A 22,099-nucleotide genomic window follows, 5' to 3' on the forward strand; every position below is an offset into this window, starting at 1 on the left:
TCCACCATTGTTACAGATAAATCTCAATTTTTTATTTTACAGTTTTATCTGAATCACAGTGGCCGAACCGCAGTTTAAGATAGGCCATAGCCAATAAAGCTGCGCAAGGATAAATCATGTCAAAAGTGGATATTTTGAAACCAACGATATTTAGACCTATTTCGTTAAGACCACTGTTATTAGTAACGATATTAGCCTGGTTTCCTCTCGTTCCTATGGCAAATGCCGAAAGTATTGAGCTACTCCCCAGTGTTTCATTGCAGATTGGTGAGCAAGATCGCCGTGGCAATTATTGGGATGGTTATGACTGGCGCGATCAACGATGGTGGCAGGATCATCAGGGGCGGGATTTAGGCGAACGAAACCGCCATGGACATTACTGGGATGGGCACCGCTGGCAAAACAGAGACTGGTGGCAAAAGAACTATTATTACCGTGAAGGGCGCTATCAGAAACACGATAAACATTATGACAACCACGGCAAGAAACATCATCGCGGGAAAGGGCATGACCGCCATCATGATGATGACTAATTAAAAAAGCTTCTGGCGGATGATTGGCTATCGATCCGCCAGTATGAAGAAGTTAGAGCAAGCTAATCAACAGATAAGCATTTAATCCAACCACCACTAACACAATCATCTTCCCCAAAATCTGAATCAATTTTGAGTTAACCATCTCTCCCATCAATTCTTTATTGCCAGTAAAGGCCAGCAATGGAACTAACGCCAACGCAATACCAAAACTCAGCAGTACCTGGCTCATCACCAAGATCCGTGTTGCATCCATACCCGCCAGAATGACAATAAAGGAAGGCAACATCGTGACCGTGCGGCGCACCCAGATAGGGATATAAAACCGGACAAAGCCTTGCATCACGACCTGCCCTGCCAAGGTCCCCACCACTGTCGATGACAACCCAGCGGCAACCAGACTCAAACCAAAAATAGTGGCTGCGGCATTACCTAACAGGGGTTGTAGTGTGAGGTACGCTTGCTCGATTTCAGCAATACTGCCATAGCCATTGAAATGGAAAGCCGCCGCCGCCGTTGCCATCATCGCCAGATTCACAAAACCGGCAATTGTCATGGCAATCGCCACATCCAATTTAGTCGCAGCATAACGAGAAGCCTTGGAGTTTTCTCCCGCCGTTTGCGTCAAGGATGAATGCAGATAAATAACATGCGGCATAATAGTGGCACCTAGTACCCCGGCCGCTAGAAACACCGCGTCACGGTTAGGCAAGTCAGGAACCAACATACCGCGGCCCAACGCCGCCAGTTCTGGCCGGGAGAAAATAAGTTCGACAATATAAGCCGCCGCTACAAATAACAGCAGCCCACCGATAACCAGTTCGAGAGGTTTTTGCCCACGCTTTTGCAGCATAAGAATCAGGAAAGTGGCAATGCCGGTCAGGACAGCACCTTCAAGCAGGGTCACACCTAGCAGTAATTTAAACCCGATTGCCGCCCCAATAAACTCGGCCAGATCCGTGGCCATAGCGATGATTTCGGCTTGTACCCAGTAGGCCCATACCGCAGGCCGTGGAAACCGGTCACGGATATGCTCAGCCAGATTTTTACCCGTGGCAATACCGAGTTTAGCGGACAGTAATTGGATCAACATAGCCATGATGTTGGCCCAAACCACCACCCACAATAAGGTATAACCGAAAGAGGCCCCCGCCTGAATATTGGTTGCGAAGTTACCGGGGTCGATATAACCGATGGCCGCGATAAAAGCAGGCCCCATCAGGGAGAGTTTTATCCTCCTTGATGTACGGCGGGATGTATCGACAGCACGGCTATTCAGCATTCAGTATTACCCTTGAAAACTTACGTCTACTTTCTTATCAATAATAATATCTAAATGATAATAATTATCAAGCGCACTTGGCGTGGTAGAACTTATCTCTCTGATAGCTAACACCGTATAATCAGCCGTGTAGCAATCACCCGTGGTAGCTTTCTGAAAAGTTGGGTTAAATGTTCCATCGCCCTTTTCGTAACGAATGACTACAATTGATCAACCTAGCATATTTAAACTACTTCCGTAGCAAATTATTAACATCCTATTTTTTGTGATCCACTCCACTAATTCGTTTGCATTAGTGCAAGTGAATTTCTATATTTGCTGCCTACATCTCGTTTTTAATGTAGCCGTTACATAAAATGTCCACCGAAATCTAGCCTGCCTCAAATTTGGAGCACACATGTCCCATATTCTGCAGTTTGCGTTGGCCTTAGTCGTGGTGGCCATATTAGCTCTGGCGATCTGTAAGGATCGTAAAAGCATCCGCATTCGGTTTGTTATTCAATTGCTGGTAATTGAAGTGTTGTTGGCGTACTTCTTCCTCCATTCGGAAGCTGGATTGGGTTTTGTGAAAGGATTCGCCGGTTTATTCGACAAGTTGCTTGGATTTGCCGCCAACGGTACCGACTTTGTCTTTGGTAATATGGGTGATAAAGGTTTGGCGTTCTTCTTCCTGAGAGTGCTGTGCCCTATCGTCTTTATTTCTGCTCTGATTGGTATTCTGCAATATATCAAAGTTCTCCCCGTCGTTATTCGTATCATTGGTACTTTGCTGTCTAAAGTTAACGGCATGGGTAAGCTGGAATCATTCAACGCCGTCAGCTCACTGATTCTGGGTCAATCTGAAAACTTCATCGCCTATAAAGACATTTTGGGCAAAATGTCTGAAAAACGCATGTACACCATGGCAGCAACCGCGATGTCGACAGTTTCTATGTCAATCGTGGGTGCATATATGTCAATGCTGGACGCGAAGTTTGTGGTTGCGGCGCTGGTACTTAACATGTTCAGTACCTTTATCGTGTTGTCATTGATCAACCCGTATAAAGCAGAGGACGAGGAAGAGTTGCAACTGAGCAACTTGCACGAAGGCCAAAGCTTCTTTGAAATGCTGGGTGAGTACATTCTGGCCGGTTTCAAAGTTGCTATCATCGTTGCAGCCATGCTGATTGGTTTTATCGCGTTAATTTCTGCGATGAATGCCTTATTTAGTTTGCTGTTCGGTATCAGCTTCCAGGGTATCTTGGGCTATGTCTTCTTCCCGTTTGCCTGGGTGATGGGCGTACCGACTCATGAAGCCTTACAAGTTGGTGGCATCATGGCAACCAAACTGGTATCTAACGAATTCGTGGCAATGATGGACTTGCAGAAAGTGGCATCAGAACTGTCACCACGCAGCGTGGGTATTCTGTCAGTGTTCCTGGTTTCATTCGCTAACTTCTCCTCTATTGGTATCGTAGCCGGTGCGATTAAAGGTTTGAATGAGCACCAAGGGAATGTAGTTTCACGCTTTGGCTTGAAGCTGTTATACGGCTCTACGCTGGTCAGTGTGCTGTCCGCCTCTATTGCGGGCCTGGTACTCTAAGTATCAGAAAAAAATCTCTAAAGAGGCGCTACGGCGCCTTTTTTTATACCTGCGATCCATACCCGGACTATTTACACGGATGATGACTCTTTGAGTAATCAAAGGCTGGAGAACTTTAGTGGGTAAGTTTAATGCCGCGACTGATGTGATATGCACGTTAATAAGCAATAGAAGGCGTTCTAAGTGAGGTAGTGAGGTAGTGAGGTAGTGAGGTAGTGAGGTAGTGAGGTAGTGAGGTAGTAAATATAATGGTGGGTCGTGCGGGATTCGAACCTGCGACCAATTGATTAAAAGTCAACTGCTCTACCAACTGAGCTAACGACCCATTATATAGATTTATTCGACATTTTTAACACGAGTCATACGGGATTACTCATCCTGCGGATTCGCCCTTCGGGTCAACGCTTACGCGTTGCTGTCTCGCTTCGCTCGGCTCGAACCTTTAACCAATTGATTAAAAGTAACTATTCTGCCAACTGAGCTAACGACCCATTATATGATAATACGAAGTAAAAGAAGTGGTGGGCGATACCAGATTCGAACTGATGACCCCCTCCGTGTAAAGGAGATGCTCTACCAACTGAGCTAATCGCCCACTTCTACTACCTTGAATCTTAATACTTTTAACAATGAGTGATGAGTGGTGGGCGATACCAGATTCGAACTGATGACCCCCTCCGTGTAAAGGAGATGCTCTACCAACTGAGCTAATCGCCCCGCCGTGTTGTTGGAGTCGCATTATAGGGATAGTTCGAAGTGAGTCAACGGTTTTTAAAACGAAAACAATCGTTCGCCGCAAATTTAAACAGGATGCGATATTTATCGCCGCTATGAACCTTTATTAAATGATCCCCAAAATATTTCAAGGTGTAGGACGGCGGCAAACAAATGAACCCGATGAGCTTACCCAAGTATGTGATTCGGGTGAGTGAGTGCGGCCAACACACCTGCAATTTGAAAGATGATGGGAATATCATCAATTGCATACCGGTAACATCGTTGAGGAATTACTACAGGGTGGTAGAATGTCGCCTACTTTTTCAAATTTCGAGCAACTGTCAGCTTTTGCTGACCGGCGTAGCGTAATAAGGCATCGATTCCAATGAAGATCAAAACCCGTTTTGCACCCAGTCCTACCGGCTATCTCCATGTAGGTGGCGCACGCACCGCATTGTACTCCTGGCTGTTCACCCGTCATTTAGGTGGTGAATTTGTTCTGCGCATTGAAGATACCGATCTTGAGCGCTCAACTCAGGAAGCCATCGACGCTATTATGGACGGTATGAACTGGTTGAATCTGGATTGGGATGAAGGCCCGTATTTCCAAACCAAACGGTTCGATCGCTACAATGCGGTGATTGACCAAATGTTGGAAAAGGGCACCGCTTATCGCTGCTATTGTTCTAAAGAGCGCCTGGAAGAGTTGCGTGAAACCCAAATGGCCAATGGCGAGAAACCTCGCTACGATGGTCGTTGCCGCGATAGCCAGTGCACTCATGGCGCTGATGAGCCATCAGTGGTGCGTTTTCGCAACCCGCAGGAAGGCTCGGTCATTTTCGACGACAAAATCCGTGGCCCTATTGAATTCAGCAATCAGGAACTGGATGACTTAATCATCCGCCGTACCGATGGTTCACCAACCTATAACTTCTGTGTCGTCATCGATGACTGGGATATGGAAATCACCCATGTTATCCGTGGTGAAGACCATATCAACAATACACCGCGCCAGATTAATATTCTGAAAGCATTAGGCGCGCCAGTGCCTGAGTATGCTCATGTATCAATGATTCTGGGTGATGACGGTAAAAAACTGTCTAAACGCCACGGGGCTGTTGGTGTTATGCAATACCGCGATGACGGCTATCTGCCAGAGGCACTACTGAACTATTTGGTGCGTTTGGGTTGGTCTCATGGTGATCAGGAGATTTTCTCTGTGGCCGAGATGACCGAGCTGTTTACCCTCGATGCGGTCAGTAAGTCAGCCAGTGCATTCAATACTGAAAAATTACAGTGGTTGAATCATCACTATATCAATAGCCTGCCACCAGAGCATGTTGCTGTTCACCTGTCATGGCATGTTGAACAACTGGGGCTTGATACCCGTAATGGCCCTGAGTTAGTTGAAATCGTAAAACTGCTAGGTGAGCGCTGCAAAACGCTGAAAGAGATGGCCGAGTCCTGCCGTTACTTTTACGAAGAGTTTGACGAGTTCGATGCTGATGCGGCTAAAAAACATTTGCGCCCAGTGGCCCGCCAGCCACTTGAAGCAGTTAAAGCCAAACTCGCTGCCATCACCGCCTGGACCACTGAAAACGTTCACAACGCGATTCAGGGCACGGCTGATGAGTTAGGTGTAGGTATGGGTAAAGTGGGGATGCCGCTGCGTGTCGCAGTCACTGGTGCGGGTCAATCGCCAGGGATGGATGTCACTGTCCATGCTATCGGTCAGGCACGCTCACTGGCACGTATTGATAAAGCATTAGCCTTTATCAGCGAGCGCGAAACACAACAATAATACGGTTATTGCTCATTCAATCAGGCGGCTACTCAGGCCGCCTTTTTATTATTGTTCGTTAGATAGTTGTGAGCGACATATAATATTTAATGCTAATTACCCGCTGATTTGGCGGCTTTTTCAGCGCTTAACGCGAGAAATCGAATTAGCCGTTGACACTGTTTCAGTGGTTTCATATCATGCGCCCCGTTCACACGATTTATTATGTGCGCATTGGGGCTATAGCTCAGCTGGGAGAGCGCTTGCATGGCATGCAAGAGGTCGACGGTTCGATCCCGTCTAGCTCCACCAAATTTCTTGTTTGATTGCATCATCAGGCCGGAAAAGGGTGGCATCATAGATAAGTCAGTACGAACAACCACATTTGTGGGGCTATAGCTCAGCTGGGAGAGCGCTTGCATGGCATGCAAGAGGTCGACGGTTCGATCCCGTCTAGCTCCACCACTCTTTAAAAAACCGGCTTATGGCCGGTTTTTTGCTTTCTCGCGTAAGCCTCCCTCACTCTTTGTCATTTATCTCTGTTATCCTGCGAACTAATCAAAGGTATTGATTACGGTGGAAATAGGCATGAATCAGCAGCAACAAATCATTCAATGGCTACAGGCTGACCCTCATCGTATGCAGGCTTTGTCGATTGCCCGACAGCTCGGGTTAAAGCAGTGGTGTCTGGCGGCAGGATTTGTGCGTAATCTGGTGTGGGATCAATTGCACGGGTACCCGTTAGCGACCGCACTCAATGACATCGATTTAGTCTATTTCGATAAGCAACATGCCCACGAGCAGCATGACTTACAGCACGAAGCGCAGCTACAGCAAAAAAGTACGGCTCAGCATCTCTCCTTCCCCTGGTCAGTAAAAAATCAAGCCAGAATGCACCTGCATAGGGGTCGCCAACCTTATACCAGTACCGACGATGCCATTAGCTACTGGGTTGAAGTAGAAACAGCAATCGGTGCCAGGCTCAATGCGAGCGGCGATATTGAGCTGGTGGCTCCACTGGGTTTGGACGCACTGTTTACCCGCACGATCACCTTGAACCCGAAAAACGGTGAGGTCGATACCTACTACCAACGGGTAAATAGCAAAGGTTGGCTGCAACATTGGCCTGAACTGCGTTTGGTAATTTAACGTTTCAGAACCGTATGGCGGCGTTTAAAAAACAACCAAGTGATAAGCAAGTGATAAGATTGTGTAAAGTAGCCCTCAAAAGTTAAAGGTTAATATCCTCCCGTCGATAAGCATTACTCCATCCAGGTTTTACTAAGGAATAATGATGTCGAATACTATCTCTGCAGCATCCGTGTCAGTGAGCAGCAGTAGCTCTTCTGATAACAGTGCGGCGGCACAAATTAAATCCATTAATCAGCAGATCCAAAAACTGACCGAAAAATTAAGTACCTTAAAAGATTCTGGTTTGACTGCGGATGAATTGCAAAAGCAGCAGCAACAGATTCAGAGTCAAATTGCAGCGCTGCAAGCTGAGCTTGCCCGTATTCAGGCCAAGGAAGCGGATAAAACCAAAGAAGGTGACAACAATGCGGCAACTGCGCCCGCCGGTGATGGAGTAAACCGCCCTTCCGCACAGAACCAGATTGACGTTTATATTTAATAACATTGATGTTCGGTTAAACAGTGATAGGGCGATGGCAACATAACGGCTATCGCCCTGTTTTAGAAAGTAAAATCAACCACGCTTGAGGGGTTTTACCAAACTATCCAATCCCTCGATTTTAATGGTCAGCGTCAGCTCCATCAACATACCTAACTTGCCTGGTGGGAATTCCCCTTTGCGGGCGAACCAGAGCAGGTACTCTTCAGGTAAGTCGATTAATACCCGCCCTTGGTATTTACCAAACGGCATCCGGGTATTGGCAATCTCAATCAAATTCTCTTTTTCCATACAGCCCTCTGGCGTTACCACTATTCACCCAGCAGACGAATCATTTCCGCTTCATCAATGACTGTAATCCCAAGCTCCTGCGCTTTCGCCAGTTTTGAGCCAGCCGCCTCACCAGCAATAACCAGATCCGTTTTTTTGGAAACACTGCCACTCACTTTGGCACCTAAAGCAGCCAGACGATCTTTCGCTTCGTCCCGTGAGAGAATGGTCAGTGACCCCGTCAACACCACGGTTTTCCCAGCAAAGGGGCTATCAATCTCTGCAGCAATAATTTGCTGTGGCTCAGGCCAACTAATCACTTGCTCTAGCGCCTCGATCACTTTCTGATTGTGTTCTTCACCGAGGAAATTCCGCACGTGCCTGGCTACCACTTCCCCGACATCTGGCACACTTTTTAATGCATCGATATCTGCCGCGCGCAAATTAGTCAGATTGCGAAAATGAGCTGCTAAATTAGCCGCTGTCGCCTCCCCAACTTCACGAATACCCAAAGCATACAGGAAGCGGGCAAACGTCGTTTGCTTCGCCTTTTCTAGCGCCGCAATCAGATTTTGTGCCGATTTTGGCCCCATCCGATCTAAACCGGTCAGTTTGCCTGCGGTCAGCTCAAATAGATCCGCTGGGTTCTCGACATACTGTTTCTCTACCAGTTGTTCGATAATCTTGTCACCCATCCCGTCCACATCCAACGCCCGGCGCGAGACAAAGTGCTTCAACGCCTCTTTACGCTGCGCTGCGCAGAACAGACCACCGGTGCAGCGGGCAACCGCCTCACCTTCTACCCGCTCGATATCAGAACCACATACCGGGCAGTGCTCCGGGAAAACTATCTCTTTGGCATCCTGCGGGCGTTGTTCCATCACCACACCAACCACTTGCGGGATCACATCTCCAGCGCGGCGAATAATAACGGTATCACCAATGCGTATACCAAGACGCTCAATTTCATCGGCGTTATGCAGTGTCGCATTACTGACAACCACACCCGCCACCTGCACCGGTTCCAGACGTGCGACCGGGGTGATAGCACCAGTGCGCCCCACCTGAAACTCCACGTCGCGAACTTGGGTTATCTGTTCCTGCGCTTGAAATTTAAACGCCGTAGCCCAACGGGGAGCGCGTGCTACAAATCCCAATCTTTCTTGCAAGTCGAGCGAATCAACCTTGATAACCACGCCATCAATATCAAACCCCAAACTGGCACGGTCCTGCTCTACCTGACGATAGAAGGCAATTACCTCATCACTACCGGTGCATAACTTCACTCGATTACTGACCGGCAGACCCCAGGCTTTAAATTGCATCAGGCGCTGAATATGACTGCGCGCAAGCTCACCGCCATCGAGTAAACCCACACCATAACAGAAGAACATTAATGGCCGTTTGGCTGTGATGCGGGGGTCGAGCTGACGTAACGATCCGGCAGCAGCATTGCGTGGATTGGCAAAAATTTTACCGCCTTTGCGACGCGCCTCTTCGTTAAGTTGCTCAAAACCGGCTTGTGGCATAAAGACTTCACCGCGAACTTCCACCCGATGCGGGATATTCTCCCCATGCAGGCGCAGTGGAATGGCACGGATGGTACGCACATTCGCGGTAATATTTTCACCCGTGGTACCGTCACCACGGGTAGCTGCTCTAACTAACTCACCATTCTCATACAATAGGCTGACCGCCAGGCCATCGAGCTTCAGCTCACAGCAGAAGGTCAACGGTTCAGCGGTTTTCAGCCGGTCATGCACCCGTTTGTCAAAAGCCAGGTAACTCTCTTCATCGAAAACGTTATCAAGAGATAACATCGGCACTTCGTGTCTAACCTGTTCAAATGCATCAAGCGGCGCGGCACCAACCCGCTGTGTCGGTGAATCATGAGTAATCAGTTCAGGATGTTGTGCTTCCAGGGAACGTAATTGTTGCATCAAACGGTCATATTCAGCATCAGGGATCTCAGGGGCATCCAACACATGATAAAGATGTTCGTGATGGCGCAATGAGGTTCTTAGTTGATTAATTTGCTGAATTATCGATTCCATGGCTCACCATCAAAGATAAAAAACCCCCGGCATGCGGGGGTTCGGGTTAATTCGATTCATTGCGAGGTAACGTTATCAGGCGCTAGCGTTTGCATCCAGCACTTCACGGATACGCGCCTTATACGTTTCCAGCTTCTGCGGGGTCATCATGCGGCGATCATCATCCAACACTACACCACCGACATCATCAGCAATGCGTTGGGCTGATTGCAGCATTAATTTAAAGTTCTGATTGGCATCGCCATAAGACGGCACCATCATAAACATTGAGACACCCGGCGTTGAAAAATCAGACATGGTATCAGGATCGAAAGAACCCGGTTTTACCATATTCGCCAAACTGAATAATACTGGGCCACTGCCTGCCGGGCTAAGATGACGATGGAAAATACCCATCTCACCAAACTGGAAACCAGACTGAAGAACACTCTGTAGCAGCAACTCGCCGCCAAGAGCGCCACCATGATGCGCAGCAACATGCAGCACCAAAACGGTCTCTTTCAGTTTCTGTGGTTTCACCTCTGCTGCCGGAGCGACAGGCTCTGGTTGTGATTCCACATGTTGTGGTGCCACACGAGGTGCAGGTTCTGCCACATGCTGTGGCTCTGCGTGTCGCGGTTGCGAATACGACTCTTCAACCGATCCAAGCAAAGGATCACGCGGTGATGCATGCGGTGGTTGCTCAGCCGATAGCCCACCCAAAAGAGGGTCGTCATAGTCTGTTGGCACTGAAGCAAAAGGCTTGTGACGAGGTTCCGTCTTGAACTGAGCCGGTTTGGTATCAGTATGCTGAATAACCGGCATGTCTTCGTCGTCGTCATCAATATGACTAAACGAAGGCTTCTCCTGTGGATGAGCAGTGCGGACGCGCACTTCTCCTACCCCTTCATCGAGACTCTCGATCGGGGTTTCAACACGTTCTTGTTTCGGACGTTTAACTGGGCGATCGCGAAAAAGTGAAGAGCGTTCTTTACGGCTGGTCCATAAACCATGCAATAACAACGCTATTATGGCGATCGCGCCAACAACGATTAATATCAGACGCAAATCCTGCATCATTACTATCTCTGTTGTTCCAATACATTGCCACCGCGGCAAACATTCACCCTTTAACTCTATTTGCCAACGAACACAAGTGCAAGTCCGTGCTCAATTTTCTTCGAAGAAAGATGATTATGCTAGATGTTTCGCTCGTTTTTTGCACAATATGTGACTATGCAGTGGGAAATCATACCGATATGATACGTGGGTCAATAGACTTACAGAGAACTGAATGGCATGGCGTATACGCAAAAAGCGGTAAAAAAGGTGAGTGGTGTCCATTATTTTGCCCAAGGATGGCAATTAATTTCCCGTCCGGGTATCCGGCGATTTGTTATTTTGCCCTTACTGGTAAATATTCTGCTGATGGGGGGCGCTTTCTGGTGGTTATTCAACCGTATAGGTGATTGGGTTCCACAATTGATGAGCCATGTTCCCGACTGGTTACAGTGGCTGAGTTATTTGTTGTGGCCAGTAATGGTTATCTCGGTGCTACTGGTATTCAGTTACCTGTTCAGTACCCTGGCCAATATTATCGCAGCCCCCTTTAGCGGCTTGCTGGCTGAGCAACTGGAGGCCAGTCTGACGGGTAAACCACTGCCAGACACCGGTATATGGGGAATAGTTAAAGATTTGCCCCGCATCATGGCGCGCGAGTGGCAAAAACTGGCTTACTACCTGCCCCGGGCATTAGGGCTACTGCTGCTCTACTTTATCCCTGGCATTGGTCAGACCGTTGCGCCGGTATTGTGGTTCTTATTCAGTGCCTGGATGCTATCAATTCAATATTGCGATTATCCCTTTGATAACCATAAAGTGAGTTTCCAGCAGATGCGCAGTGCATTGCGACAGAATAAAGTCGATAACTTGCAATTTGGTGCACTGGTGAGTTTGTTTACTATGATCCCATTCCTTAATCTGGTGATTTTGCCGGTTGCCGTTTGCGGAGCCACCGCAATGTGGGTAGATCGTTACCGCGACCAGTTTACTCAACCACCTCGTTAATTTCCTCTGGGCGTGCCAGCCACGCCCTCATTGTTAAGATCAAAAGCTATTGGGATTAAAACTTATTTCCTAATAACATATCGATATACTAATTACTTACTTCCATAGCCATACTGTTAGCGTATGCTTTGAACGTTTCCTACATTTTCATAGAGTTAAAGGACGGGCTATGAGCAAGATATATGAAGACAACTCTTTAACAATCGGCCATACGCCGCTGGTTCGTCTGAACCGTATCGGTAACGGGCGCATTTTGGCGAAGGTTGAATCACGCAATCCAAGTTTCAGCGTTAAATGCCGTATCGGTTCCAATATGATTTGGGATGCCGAAAAGCGCGGCATTCTGACCGCAGGCAAAGAGCTGGTAGAACCTACCAGCGGTAATACCGGCATTGCTTTGGCATTTGTTGCCGCCGCTCGCGGTTATAAATTAACCCTTACCATGCCAGAAACCATGAGCATTGAGCGCCGTAAGCTACTAAAAGCGCTCGGCGCTAATCTGGTCCTGACCGAAGGGGCCAAAGGGATGAAAGGAGCCATTGCTAAAGCGGAAGAGATTCAAGCAACTGACCCTGACCGTTACCTGATTTTGCAGCAATTCAGTAATCCAGCGAATCCGGAAATTCATGAACAAACCACCGGCCCGGAAATTTGGGAAGATACCGATGGTGAAGTGGACGTCTTTATCGCAGGTGTCGGTACCGGTGGTACCCTGACCGGTGTTAGCCGCTACATTAAAAATACCAAAGGCAAAGCGATTATCACTGTGGCGGTTGAACCGACTGACTCCCCGGTTATCACGCAAGCTTTGGCTGGACAGGAAATCAAACCCGGCCCACATAAAATCCAAGGTATCGGTGCTGGCTTTATTCCCGGCAACCTCGATCTGAGTTTGGTTGACCGCGTAGCGTTGGTAACCAATGATGAAGCTATCTCAATGGCTCGCCGTTTGATGGACGAAGAAGGTATTTTGGCCGGTATTTCTTCCGGTGCAGCAGTTGCGGCAGCAGTCAAACTTTCCGAAGAAGATGGCTTTACTGACAAAACAATTGTGGTTATTCTTCCCTCCTCGGGTGAGCGTTATTTAAGCACAGCTTTGTTTGCAGATTTGTTCACTGAGCAAGAGCTGCAACAGTAGTCAGGCTGTCGCACTAAATGCTAAAAAAGCACCCTCATGGGTGCTTTTTTTGTGGCGCACTTCAAAGTTTTTACTACATAAAGATTGATTTTACCCTCTGGGTTTAGTATTTAACCGGTCAATTATTTTGATACGCGAAATTAATCGTATCTTGAGTGAATCTCTGGCTGAATCGATTTAACAATTATGCAATGCGACAAAAAATGTCATCACCGAACGTGGATTGAAGACATAACGCAAAGAGAGCATTATTCTTAGATACGACAGTGTCGATTTTAGACCTGAATTCAGGTTGCATCAGAAACTGTCTTTGTGACTTGCCGGTGGTTGAGGCATAGTCATGCGCAAGTCAGATGGTCTTGTTATACGCGCACCAATACAGGCTAAAGTTTGGGTTCTACACTAAACTTTAGCTCCACAACATAAATCCAATAAGTTGGGGAAATACAATGTTCCAGCAAGAAGTTACTATTACTGCACCAAATGGTCTGCATACCCGCCCGGCTGCCCAGTTCGTAAAAGAAGCAAAAGGCTTTGCGTCTGAAATTACTGTGATCTCTAACGGTAAAAGCGCCAGCGCCAAGAGCCTGTTTAAACTACAAACTCTGGGCCTGACCCAAGGTACTGTTGTTACGATCTCGGCTGTTGGTGAAGATGAGAAGAAAGCTGTTGAGCATCTGGTAAAACTGATGGCTGAGCTTGAGTAATCACGCACGCTTTTTTAGTTAACACCAGTCAAGAGTAAGGTAGGGTTATGATTTCAGGCATTTTAGTATCACCGGGTATCGCTTTTGGTAAAGCACTTTTGCTGAAAGAAGATGAGATTGTCATCAACCGGAAAAAGATCTCTGCTGACCAAGTGGAGCAGGAAGTCGAACGTTTCAAATCTGGGCGGGCCAAAGCGTCTGAGCAGTTAGAAGCGATTAAGACCAAAGCTGAAGCAAGCCTCGGCGAAGAGAAAGCTGCCATCTTCGAAGGGCATATCATGCTGTTGGAAGACGAAGAGCTTGAGCAGGAAATCATAGCCCTCATCAAAGATGAGCATGCCTCTGCTGATGCAGCCGCTTATTCAGTGATTGAAGGGCAGGCAAAAGCCCTGGAAGAACTGGATGACGAATACCTGAAAGAACGCGCGGCTGACGTGCGTGATATTGGTAAACGCCTGCTGAAGAACATTCTCGGTCTGACCATTGTTGATCTGAGTGCCATTCAGGATGAAGTTATTCTGGTTGCCACCGATTTGACGCCATCAGAAACCGCACAGCTTAATCTGGATAAAGTGTTAGGGTTTATCACCGATTTAGGTGGCCGTACCTCTCACACCTCGATTATGGCTCGTTCGTTGGAACTCCCTGCTATCGTCGGCACCTCCGATGTGACCAAACAAGTCCAGAATGGCGACTATTTGATCCTTGATGCAGTAAACAACAAAGTCTATTTAAACCCGACTGCCGATATTATTGAGCAGTTGAAAGCGGTGAATACTCAATACATCACCGAGAAAAATGATCTGGCCAAATTAAAAGATCTGCCTGCTATCACCCTTGATGGCCATCAGGTTGAAGTGGTTGCCAACATCGGTACTGTGCGTGATATCGCCGGTGCTGAACGTAATGGCGCTGAAGGTGTTGGTCTGTATCGTACCGAATTCCTGTTTATGGACCGCGATTCTTTGCCAACAGAAGAAGAGCAGTTCCAGGCATATAAAGCCGTTGCTGAAGCGATGGGCTCTCAGGCTGTTATCGTCCGTACCATGGATATCGGCGGCGATAAAGATTTGCCGTACATGAACCTGCCGAAAGAAGAGAACCCATTCCTGGGCTGGCGTGCTATCCGTATTGCTATGGATCGCAAAGAAATTCTGCACGCACAGCTGCGCGCAATCTTGCGAGCCTCAGCATTTGGCAAATTACGTATTATGTTCCCGATGATTATTTCGGTTGAAGAAGTACGTGAACTGAAAGCAGAACTTGAGCTGCTGAAAGGCCAATTACGTGAAGAAAACAAGGCCTTCGATGAAACTATCGAGGTCGGTGTAATGGTTGAAACACCTGCGGCGGCGGTTATCGCTCGCCATTTAGCTAAGGAAGTTGACTTCTTTAGTATTGGGACAAACGATCTAACTCAGTATACTCTGGCAGTAGATCGTGGCAATGAGCTGATTTCTCATCTCTATAATCCAATGTCGCCATCGGTATTGGGCCTGATCAAACAGGTTATTGATGCATCTCACGCTGAAGGTAAGTGGACCGGTATGTGCGGTGAACTTGCTGGTGATGAACGTGCTACACTGTTGCTATTGGGCATGGGGCTGGATGAGTTCAGCATGAGTGCGATTTCGATCCCACGCATCAAGAAAATTATCCGTAATACAAATTTCGAAGATGTGAAGGTGTTGGCAGAGCAGGCATTAGCTCAACCAACAGCGAAAGAATTGATGGATTTGATTACCACATTCATCGAAGAAAAAACACTCTGCTAATTCCACGATACTGGAACGCTGCCCAATATAAACTCTAAATAATTCGAGTTGCGGGAAGGCGGCAAGTGAGAGAGTCCCGATGAGCTTACTGTGTTGTAAGTGATTCGGGTGATTGAACGTAGCCAACGCACATGCAGCTTGAAGTATGACGAGTATAAATACTTAGGAGAAGATCATGGGTTTGTTCGATAAACTGAAATCATTGGTTTCAGATGATAAAAAAGACAGTGGTACTATTGAAATCGTTGCGCCATTGTCTGGTGAAATCGTCAACATTGAAGATGTTCCTGATGTTGTTTTTGCAGAGAAAATCGTTGGTGATGGTATTGCTATCAAGCCTTCAGGCAATAAAATGGTTGCTCCTGTTGATGGCACCATCGGTAAAATTTTCGAGACTAACCATGCTTTTTCTATCGAATCAGACAGCGGCATTGAGCTGTTCGTCCACTTCGGTATTGACACTGTTGAACTGAAAGGCGAAGGCTTCAAACGCATCGCTGAAGAAGGCCAGCGCGTCAAGAAAGGTGATGTGGTTATTGAGTTCAATCTGGCCCTGCTGGAAGAGAAAGCCAAGTCTACATTGACGCCGGTTGTTATCTCCAACATGGACGAGATCAAAGAACTGATTAAGCTGTCCGGTAGTGTCACCGTTGGTGAAACACCAATTATTCGTATCAAGAAGTAATCTCATACGAATAAAAAAACGGCGCCTAAGGGTGCCGTTTTTGTTTTCTGCTATTACCGTTACTGTCAAACTACTCTACTGCAAGCCAACGTGGAATCCGTAGTGTAATCACTAATCCCCCCTGCTCACCATTGCGTGCTTCAACCTGTCCGCCATGGGCCTGAATCACCTTACGCGTAATGGCCAATCCCAAGCCATAACCTTTGCCAGACATCGCCGACTTAACGCGCACAAAGGGGTCAAAAATACTGGATAACTTGCTCTCTTCAACGCCTGGTCCTTGGTCAGCAACCTGAATCTGATAACTCTTATCCACCAGCGAAAGTGTCACTTTTACCTGTTGCCCATGAACGGAGAAACGCAGCGCATTGCGGACAATGTTATCAATAGCCCGTCGCATCAATTCAGCATTACCTCTGACGGTATACTCGATAGGGGGCAACACCTGTAGCAAGATCTCAACGCCCGGCACCTGTGCCTCAAAGCGCGCATCATTTACCACCACTTTGACCAACTCATGCAAATCGAAATACTCGTCATCGTCAGCCAGAAGGTGGTTTTCAGCTCGTGAAAGTGCCAGCAACTCACCAATCATCTTATCCAACCGTTCCGATTCATGCTCAATACGCTGTAATGAGCTTTCAACATTGCCGGGATTCTGGTGCGCTAAGCCAATCGCCAGTTGCAAACGCGCCAGCGGAGAACGCAACTCATGGGACACATCATGCAGTAGTTGTTCCCGCGCACTGACCAGAGCTTCGAGCCGTTCGGCCATTGAGTCAAAGTCACGTGCAACTTCGGTCAGCTCATCATGACGCCGCCGCATTACCGGCAGCAATCGTACCGACAAATCCCCCTGTGCCACCCGTTCAAAACCGGCACGTAACTGGCGCATCGGCCGCGTTAGATTCCAGGCTAATAACGCACTGAAGAACAAACCGCCTAATACGCCCATCCAAATCATAGGGATAGGAATATTCAGTATTTCATGGCGCTTTTCATCGGGGCCATCCTGCTGATTAACGGGGCGCAAGCCATCGATGTCGTAACTGACGCGATAGTTTTGTCCATCAGGGCCTTGGGCCCAAGTGGTAACCTCACGACGATAAAACTCAGGTTCACCGCCTTGGGGAATCGATTTCCCGGTAAGCGCCTCTTCAGTCAACGGTGGCAGCGCCGCCACCGGTAATACAGAAAAATGGGCTTTAGCTGCCTCCGACCAGTTAGCTGTCATGGTACTTAGCGCAGGCAAACCACCGGAATGTAATACCGACGCCGCCGAGGCAACCTGTAATTTGGCAATTTGCCGCACCATTTCACGCTCAGGGGGTTCATGGCGATTGCCGTAAAAGGAGAACACCAGCCACATCATCTGGGTCATTAAAATAAAGGTAAACCAAAAACCCAGCAGAATTTTCCAAAACAACCGTCCGCGCATAAGCAATCTCACTCCACCCAAGGCTATTATCTGATGCGATAACCAATACTACGTACCGTTTCAATATTCAGATTGTTCCCCGGCAGGGCTGCAAGTTTTTGACGTATATTGCTGATATGCACATCAACACTGCGGTCATAGGCTTCCCGTGGTCGGCCTAATCCTTTATCGGATAACTCATCTTTGGTAACCACCCGCTCTGGTGAACGCAACAGCAGTTCCAACAAGTTAAATTCCGATGCAGTCAGATCAAACGGTTTACCCTGCCATTCACTGCTGCGCGTTGACGGGTTGAGTGTGAGGTCGCCATGGCTGATGATACTGTCATCGGCTGACGGCATTTCAGGATGTTCATCAAAGCGGCGCAATACTGCGCGCAAGCGTGCGACTAGCTCACGGGGATAACAGGGTTTAGGCATATAGTCATCTGCCCCCATTTCCAGCCCGATAACCCGGTCAATATTATCCCCTTTGGCGGTTAACATAATGATCGGTAAGCGACTTTTTTTACGCACTTGCCGCAAAACATCAATACCACTCATATCAGGCAACATAATATCGAGGATCAAGGCGGTATAGTCTCCAGATAAGGCAGCGGCAATACCCGCTTTACCGGTCAATACCAATTCGGCATTAAAGCCCTCACCGCTCAGGTATTCTCTCAGCATAGTGCCCAGTTCCACATCATCATCGACTAACAAAATCTTCATTTTTAACTCTCCTGCCTGATTTCGGCTATTTTCATGCCTATTTGACTCGCGCGCAGCCGGTTTTACTCAATCCTTACATATTCTTGAATCTCACTTAACTCACACTCATCGGTGTTGGCGGTAAATTATCCCCCTGCATTTGGTTTCACCGTTTTCTTCATTGTGGTTCAAGGATCTTTGATTGATTATGCAACAGGTTACAAGGTCGAAACGACGCTTTATCGGGCTGGCTGTACTGCTGCTGATAGCGGGCGGCGTGCTGCTATTCAGATTGATTTCACCGGCGGATAAACCCGCTTACATCACCGCCGCCGCCGAAACTCGCACTCTGGAACAAACTGTCTTGGCTGATGGCACCATCAAGGCACAAAAACAAGTCACTGTTGGGGCTCAGGTTTCAGGGCAAATCAAAGCGCTCCATGTCACCCTAGGACAGCAGGTTGAGAAAGGCCAGTTAGTGGCTGAAATTGATGATCTGACTCAGCAAAATACCCTGAAAGATGCCGAAGAAGCGCTGAAAAATGTGCTCGCCCAACGAGCGGCGAAAGTGGCAACACAGAAAAACAACCTATTGACCTACCAGCGGCAGCAGCAAATTTTGGCCAAAGGTCTCGGTGTACGCGCTGATTTTGATAGCGCCAAAGCCACATTAGAAAGCACTCAGGCGGAAATTACTGCGCTCGATGCCCAGATTGCACAGGCGGAAATTGCCGTCAGTACCGCCAAACTCAATCTTGGGTACACTAAAATCAGCTCACCCATCACAGGTACCGTGGTGGCTATCCCGGTTGAAGAGGGGCAAACCGTCAACGCAGTACAAAGTGCGCCAACGATTATCAAAGTCGCTCAGCTCGACACCATGACGATAGAAGCACAAATTTCTGAGGCTGACGTGGTGAAAGTTAAAGCCGGTATGCCGGTTTACTTCACTATTTTAGGTGAGCCGGAAGAACGATTCAGTGCCACGCTGCGAGCAATAGAACCGGCGCCTGATTCGATCAACGATGAAACCACCACCACCTCATCCAGCTCCAGTAGCAGCTCCAGTTCCAGTAGCACTGCCATTTATTATAACGGCCTGTTTGATGTTGCTAACCCAAATGGCGCGTTACGAATTTCAATGACCGCGCAGGTCTACATCGTGCTCAACAAAGCCGAGAACGCCATCGTTATCCCCGCGACCGCATTAAACAACGTAAAAGGAAAGTATCAGGTTCAAGTGGTGAGCAACAACGGCAACATCGGTTGGCGTGAAGTGACCGTTGGGCTAAATAACAATGTTGATGCACAGATCCTCTCAGGCCTGCAAGCCGGAGAACAGGTGATCGTCAGCCAAGGCAGCAGTACCACCGCCAACAATAAGGCCCAACGTATGGGGCCGCCGATGGGGATGTAACTGATGCCAGAGCTCAACCACAGTAAGATCTTACTTCAGCTTGATAATGTCAGCCGTGAATTTATTAATGGCGAACAGACGGTTCAAGTGCTGAAAAATATCAATCTAACTATTTACAGCGGAGAAATGGTGGCGATTGTTGGCGCATCAGGCTCCGGTAAATCAACGCTAATGAATATTCTCGGTTGTCTGGATAAACCCAGCGCAGGCGAATATCTGGTCGCTGGCCGGATCCCGCAACATTTGGACCGTGATGCGCTCGCCGAACTGCGCCGTGAACATTTTGGCTTTATCTTTCAGCGCTACCATCTGCTAAATGATTTGAGTGCGCGGGAGAATGTGGAAATTCCGGCAATTTACGCCGGTATCAATCGCGAGGAACGTAAAAAGCGAGCCGCCAGCCTGTTGTCTCGCCTCGGTCTGGCCGAGCGGCTGGATTATCGCCCAAGCCAGCTTTCCGGTGGGCAGCAGCAGCGGGTCAGTATTGCCAGGGCACTAATGAACGGCGGGGAAGTTATTCTGGCCGACGAGCCCACCGGAGCACTTGATACTCACAGTGGTCATGAAGTCTTAAATATCCTTAAAGACTTACACCAGCAAGGCCACACCGTGGTAATTGTCACCCACGATATGTCGATTGCAGAACATGCGCAGCGAATTATTGAATTGAGAGATGGCGAGGTCATTGCTGACCGACAAATGCAGTCGACAACATCAGTAAGTATAGCAACCGTCGCACAAGAACCAGACATTGCCAATAAACCACTACTCACCTCGTGGAAAGCGCAGCGCGACCGCCTACAAGAGGCGTTTAAAATGGCAATACTGGCGATGGCCGCACAGCGTTTGCGCACCGTACTGACCATGCTGGGGATTATTATTGGCATTGCCTCGGTGGTATCGGTGGTGGCACTAGGAAAAGGTTCGCAACAACAGGTTCTGGCTAATATCAATGCGATGGGGACCAGCACGCTGGAGATTTTCCCCGGCAAGGATTTTGGTGATATGCGCTCAGCGGCGATCCATACTCTACGGGCGACCGACGCGGATGCCCTGGCACAACAAGGTTATATTCACAGCGTGACACCAACGGTTTCGACCAGCACCACGCTACGTTATGGTAATAAATCGGTCAGTGGCACCGTCAATGGGGTCGGTGAGCAATATTTTCTGGTGCGTGGCTACAATATCAACCAGGGAATGGCCTTTAACCGTGCTAGCGTCGATGGCCTGATACAAGAGGCAGTCATTGATGAAAACACCCGCGATAAGCTGTTTGCCCAGGGCGAAAACCCCATCGGAAAAGTTATCTTACTTGGCGCTCTGCCCTGCCGCGTGATTGGTGTGGCGGCCAAGAAACAAAGTGGTTTTGGTAGCGACGAGAACCTCAATGTGTGGATCCCCTATACGACGGCGATGAAACGTATGCTCGGCCAGCCTTATCTCAAGAGTATTACCGTGCGGGTGAACGATGATATTGATCTGGCTAATGCTGAGCAGGGTGTAACAAAATTGCTCACTCAACGTCACGGGACACAGGATTTCTTCGTGATGAATACCGACAGTATCCGTCAAACCATTAAGAAGACCACCTCAACCATGACATTGCTGGTATCAATGATTGCGGTTATTTCCTTGGTCGTTGGTGGTATTGGAGTGATGAATATTATGTTGGTATCGGTCACCGAACGTACTAAAGAAATAGGCGTGCGGATGGCGGTTGGTGCCCGTGCCAGCGATATTATGCAGCAGTTTTTGATAGAAGCGGTATTAGTGTGCTTATTGGGCGGCGGCCTTGGCGTAATATTATCGCTAGCAATCGGCCTGATATTCAGTCAGTTCAGTAGTAACTTTTCAATGGTTTATTCAACAACATCCATCATGATGGCCTTTATATGTTCTAGTTTGATTGGGATTATTTTTGGTTTTTTCCCTGCCAAACGGGCAGCCGAGATGGACCCTATCAGAGCTTTAGAGCGGGAGTGAAGATGATTGGGGATATTAGGATCATCATCTATATCCCCTTCAATAGACTAACAATCAATACAATCTCGATATTATTTATCGATAAAATAGAGAAACATAAAAATAACAGCAGCCTATATCAACAACAAAGTAAGTCATGACCAACCAGAGCATCAGATATAACTCAATCATAACCGCCATATTATTATAAGACAATTCCCACAAAACAAGATTATTCTCAATAATAGCAAATTAACTTTATTAAATTTAAGCTAATAGCCTGAAGAACCTTTACACCTCTAATTACCTACGGTAATGTGTGGCTATACATATTTAAATTCCAGACCATGCCTGGCATAGTATTATCTATTTTTTATAATACACGTATAAA

18 protein-coding genes, 5 tRNA genes and 1 other RNA gene are annotated in these 22,099 nt (G+C 47.8%); 14 read left to right on the forward strand and 10 right to left on the reverse strand.

Features of this window, described 5'->3' with window-relative positions:
* Window positions 1-116 precede the first annotated feature (116 nt).
* Window positions 117-533 carry a DUF2502 domain-containing protein gene (locus tag Q2T71_RS14630; RefSeq protein ID WP_372559571.1) on the forward strand — a complete coding sequence of 139 codons (417 nt, stop codon included), beginning with the start codon at window positions 117-119 and terminating at the stop codon, window positions 531-533.
* 52 nt (window positions 534-585) lie between these two features.
* Here the strand turns inward: Q2T71_RS14630 and Q2T71_RS14635 are convergent, their stop codons facing one another.
* A complete protein-coding gene (locus tag Q2T71_RS14635; protein WP_372559572.1) occupies window positions 586-1,815 on the reverse strand; it encodes an Nramp family divalent metal transporter in 1,230 nt (409 codons plus the stop codon).
* Between the two features lie 397 nt (window positions 1,816-2,212).
* Here Q2T71_RS14635 and Q2T71_RS14640 point away from each other — a divergent pair, with 397 nt between their 5' ends.
* Window positions 2,213-3,397, forward strand: a complete 1,185-nt coding sequence (locus Q2T71_RS14640) for a NupC/NupG family nucleoside CNT transporter (RefSeq protein ID WP_083163451.1) — start codon at window positions 2,213-2,215, stop codon at window positions 3,395-3,397.
* A gap of 249 nt (window positions 3,398-3,646) precedes the next feature.
* Here the strand turns inward: Q2T71_RS14640 and Q2T71_RS14645 are convergent.
* The 4 genes from Q2T71_RS14645 to Q2T71_RS14660 all read right to left on the reverse strand — a co-directional run bounded on the left by Q2T71_RS14645 (window position 3,647) and on the right by Q2T71_RS14660 (window position 4,114).
* Window positions 3,647-3,722 (reverse strand) — tRNA-Lys (locus Q2T71_RS14645).
* Between the two features lie 27 nt (window positions 3,723-3,749).
* Window positions 3,750-3,881: non-coding RNA, RtT sRNA (locus tag Q2T71_RS14650), on the reverse strand.
* 35 nt (window positions 3,882-3,916) lie between these two features.
* Window positions 3,917-3,992 (reverse strand) — tRNA-Val (locus tag Q2T71_RS14655).
* Window positions 3,993-4,038: 46 nt separating this feature from the next.
* Window positions 4,039-4,114, reverse strand: a tRNA-Val gene (locus tag Q2T71_RS14660).
* A gap of 385 nt (window positions 4,115-4,499) precedes the next feature.
* Between Q2T71_RS14660 and gltX the strand changes: the two genes are divergently transcribed.
* The 5 genes from gltX (at window position 4,500) to Q2T71_RS14685 (ending at window position 7,524) form a co-directional block, all read left to right on the forward strand.
* Window positions 4,500-5,915 (forward strand): glutamate--tRNA ligase, encoded by a 1,416-nt coding sequence (gene gltX / locus Q2T71_RS14665; RefSeq protein ID WP_372559573.1) that lies wholly within the window; start codon window positions 4,500-4,502, stop codon window positions 5,913-5,915.
* Between the two features lie 215 nt (window positions 5,916-6,130).
* A tRNA-Ala gene (locus Q2T71_RS14670) sits at window positions 6,131-6,206 on the forward strand.
* 77 nt (window positions 6,207-6,283) lie between these two features.
* Window positions 6,284-6,359 (forward strand) — tRNA-Ala (locus Q2T71_RS14675).
* A 123-nt stretch (window positions 6,360-6,482) separates the two neighbouring features.
* Window positions 6,483-7,043: a nucleotidyltransferase family protein gene (locus Q2T71_RS14680; RefSeq protein WP_372559574.1), complete on the forward strand. Its 561-nt coding sequence runs from the start codon at window positions 6,483-6,485 to the stop codon at window positions 7,041-7,043.
* A 145-nt stretch (window positions 7,044-7,188) separates the two neighbouring features.
* Window positions 7,189-7,524 (forward strand): FlxA-like family protein, encoded by a 336-nt coding sequence (locus tag Q2T71_RS14685; RefSeq protein WP_372559575.1) that lies wholly within the window; start codon window positions 7,189-7,191, stop codon window positions 7,522-7,524.
* Window positions 7,525-7,599: 75 nt separating this feature from the next.
* Here the strand turns inward: Q2T71_RS14685 and Q2T71_RS14690 are convergent, their stop codons facing one another.
* The 3 genes from Q2T71_RS14690 to zipA all read right to left on the reverse strand — a co-directional run bounded on the left by Q2T71_RS14690 (window position 7,600) and on the right by zipA (window position 10,907).
* A complete protein-coding gene (locus Q2T71_RS14690) occupies window positions 7,600-7,815 on the reverse strand; it encodes a DUF3820 family protein (protein ID WP_372559576.1) in 216 nt (71 codons plus the stop codon).
* A 20-nt stretch (window positions 7,816-7,835) separates the two neighbouring features.
* Complete coding sequence (gene ligA / locus Q2T71_RS14695; RefSeq protein ID WP_372559577.1) at window positions 7,836-9,848, reverse strand: NAD-dependent DNA ligase LigA; 2,013 nt, start codon at window positions 9,846-9,848, stop codon at window positions 7,836-7,838.
* 75 nt (window positions 9,849-9,923) lie between these two features.
* A complete protein-coding gene (gene zipA / locus Q2T71_RS14700; protein ID WP_372559578.1) occupies window positions 9,924-10,907 on the reverse strand; it encodes a cell division protein ZipA in 984 nt (327 codons plus the stop codon).
* Between the two features lie 219 nt (window positions 10,908-11,126).
* On the opposite strand from zipA, the gene cysZ reads away from it, so the two are divergent.
* The 5 genes from cysZ (at window position 11,127) to crr (ending at window position 16,199) form a co-directional block, all read left to right on the forward strand.
* The gene (gene cysZ, locus Q2T71_RS14705; protein ID WP_372559579.1) at window positions 11,127-11,894 is read left to right on the forward strand and encodes a sulfate transporter CysZ; all 768 of its coding nucleotides are present in this window, start codon (window positions 11,127-11,129) and stop codon (window positions 11,892-11,894) included.
* A gap of 169 nt (window positions 11,895-12,063) precedes the next feature.
* Window positions 12,064-13,032: a cysteine synthase A gene (cysK, locus tag Q2T71_RS14710; protein ID WP_083163436.1), complete on the forward strand. Its 969-nt coding sequence runs from the start codon at window positions 12,064-12,066 to the stop codon at window positions 13,030-13,032.
* Window positions 13,033-13,481: 449 nt separating this feature from the next.
* A complete protein-coding gene (gene ptsH, locus Q2T71_RS14715) occupies window positions 13,482-13,739 on the forward strand; it encodes a phosphocarrier protein Hpr (protein ID WP_083163435.1) in 258 nt (85 codons plus the stop codon).
* A 47-nt stretch (window positions 13,740-13,786) separates the two neighbouring features.
* A complete protein-coding gene (gene ptsI / locus Q2T71_RS14720; protein ID WP_372559580.1) occupies window positions 13,787-15,514 on the forward strand; it encodes a phosphoenolpyruvate-protein phosphotransferase PtsI in 1,728 nt (575 codons plus the stop codon).
* A 175-nt stretch (window positions 15,515-15,689) separates the two neighbouring features.
* A complete protein-coding gene (crr, locus tag Q2T71_RS14725) occupies window positions 15,690-16,199 on the forward strand; it encodes a PTS glucose transporter subunit IIA (RefSeq protein WP_004392561.1) in 510 nt (169 codons plus the stop codon).
* A gap of 70 nt (window positions 16,200-16,269) precedes the next feature.
* Here the strand turns inward: crr and Q2T71_RS14730 are convergent, their stop codons facing one another.
* Window positions 16,270-17,637, reverse strand: coding sequence for an ATP-binding protein (locus tag Q2T71_RS14730; RefSeq protein WP_372559581.1), 1,368 nt, complete (start codon window positions 17,635-17,637; stop codon window positions 16,270-16,272).
* A gap of 26 nt (window positions 17,638-17,663) precedes the next feature.
* Entirely contained in the window at window positions 17,664-18,347 is a 684-nt protein-coding gene (locus tag Q2T71_RS14735) for a response regulator transcription factor (RefSeq protein WP_372559582.1), read from the reverse strand.
* 187 nt (window positions 18,348-18,534) lie between these two features.
* On the opposite strand from Q2T71_RS14735, the gene Q2T71_RS14740 reads away from it, so the two are divergent.
* Window positions 18,535-19,743, forward strand: a complete 1,209-nt coding sequence (locus Q2T71_RS14740; protein WP_083163425.1) for an efflux RND transporter periplasmic adaptor subunit — start codon at window positions 18,535-18,537, stop codon at window positions 19,741-19,743.
* A 3-nt stretch (window positions 19,744-19,746) separates the two neighbouring features.
* Window positions 19,747-21,729, forward strand: a complete 1,983-nt coding sequence (locus Q2T71_RS14745) for a MacB family efflux pump subunit (RefSeq protein WP_372559583.1) — start codon at window positions 19,747-19,749, stop codon at window positions 21,727-21,729.
* The last annotated feature ends 370 nt before the right edge of the window (window positions 21,730-22,099 follow it).

It is taken from the genome of Yersinia sp. 1652 StPb PI, assembly GCF_041538345.1.
In the GTDB taxonomy this organism is placed as follows: domain Bacteria; phylum Pseudomonadota; class Gammaproteobacteria; order Enterobacterales; family Enterobacteriaceae; genus Yersinia; species Yersinia enterocolitica_E.

Coding starts and splice junctions, on each gene's coding strand:
- Q2T71_RS14680 (WP_372559574.1), top strand. CDS start 6,483: ATGAATCAGCAGCAACAAATCATTCAATGGCTACAGGCTGACCCTCAT.
- zipA (WP_372559578.1), bottom strand. CDS start 10,907: ATGATGCAGGATTTGCGTCTGATATTAATCGTTGTTGGCGCGATCGCC.
- Q2T71_RS14735 (WP_372559582.1), bottom strand. CDS start 18,347: ATGAAGATTTTGTTAGTCGATGATGATGTGGAACTGGGCACTATGCTG.
- Q2T71_RS14685 (WP_372559575.1), top strand. CDS start 7,189: ATGTCGAATACTATCTCTGCAGCATCCGTGTCAGTGAGCAGCAGTAGC.
- Q2T71_RS14640 (WP_083163451.1), top strand. CDS start 2,213: ATGTCCCATATTCTGCAGTTTGCGTTGGCCTTAGTCGTGGTGGCCATA.
- cysZ (WP_372559579.1), top strand. CDS start 11,127: ATGGCGTATACGCAAAAAGCGGTAAAAAAGGTGAGTGGTGTCCATTAT.
- Q2T71_RS14740 (WP_083163425.1), top strand. CDS start 18,535: ATGCAACAGGTTACAAGGTCGAAACGACGCTTTATCGGGCTGGCTGTA.
- cysK (WP_083163436.1), top strand. CDS start 12,064: ATGAGCAAGATATATGAAGACAACTCTTTAACAATCGGCCATACGCCG.
- ligA (WP_372559577.1), bottom strand. CDS start 9,848: ATGGAATCGATAATTCAGCAAATTAATCAACTAAGAACCTCATTGCGC.
- ptsH (WP_083163435.1), top strand. CDS start 13,482: ATGTTCCAGCAAGAAGTTACTATTACTGCACCAAATGGTCTGCATACC.
- Q2T71_RS14730 (WP_372559581.1), bottom strand. CDS start 17,637: ATGCGCGGACGGTTGTTTTGGAAAATTCTGCTGGGTTTTTGGTTTACC.
- gltX (WP_372559573.1), top strand. CDS start 4,500: ATGAAGATCAAAACCCGTTTTGCACCCAGTCCTACCGGCTATCTCCAT.
- Q2T71_RS14635 (WP_372559572.1), bottom strand. CDS start 1,815: ATGCTGAATAGCCGTGCTGTCGATACATCCCGCCGTACATCAAGGAGG.
- Q2T71_RS14630 (WP_372559571.1), top strand. CDS start 117: ATGTCAAAAGTGGATATTTTGAAACCAACGATATTTAGACCTATTTCG.
- Q2T71_RS14690 (WP_372559576.1), bottom strand. CDS start 7,815: ATGGAAAAAGAGAATTTGATTGAGATTGCCAATACCCGGATGCCGTTT.
- ptsI (WP_372559580.1), top strand. CDS start 13,787: ATGATTTCAGGCATTTTAGTATCACCGGGTATCGCTTTTGGTAAAGCA.
- Q2T71_RS14745 (WP_372559583.1), top strand. CDS start 19,747: ATGCCAGAGCTCAACCACAGTAAGATCTTACTTCAGCTTGATAATGTC.
- crr (WP_004392561.1), top strand. CDS start 15,690: ATGGGTTTGTTCGATAAACTGAAATCATTGGTTTCAGATGATAAAAAA.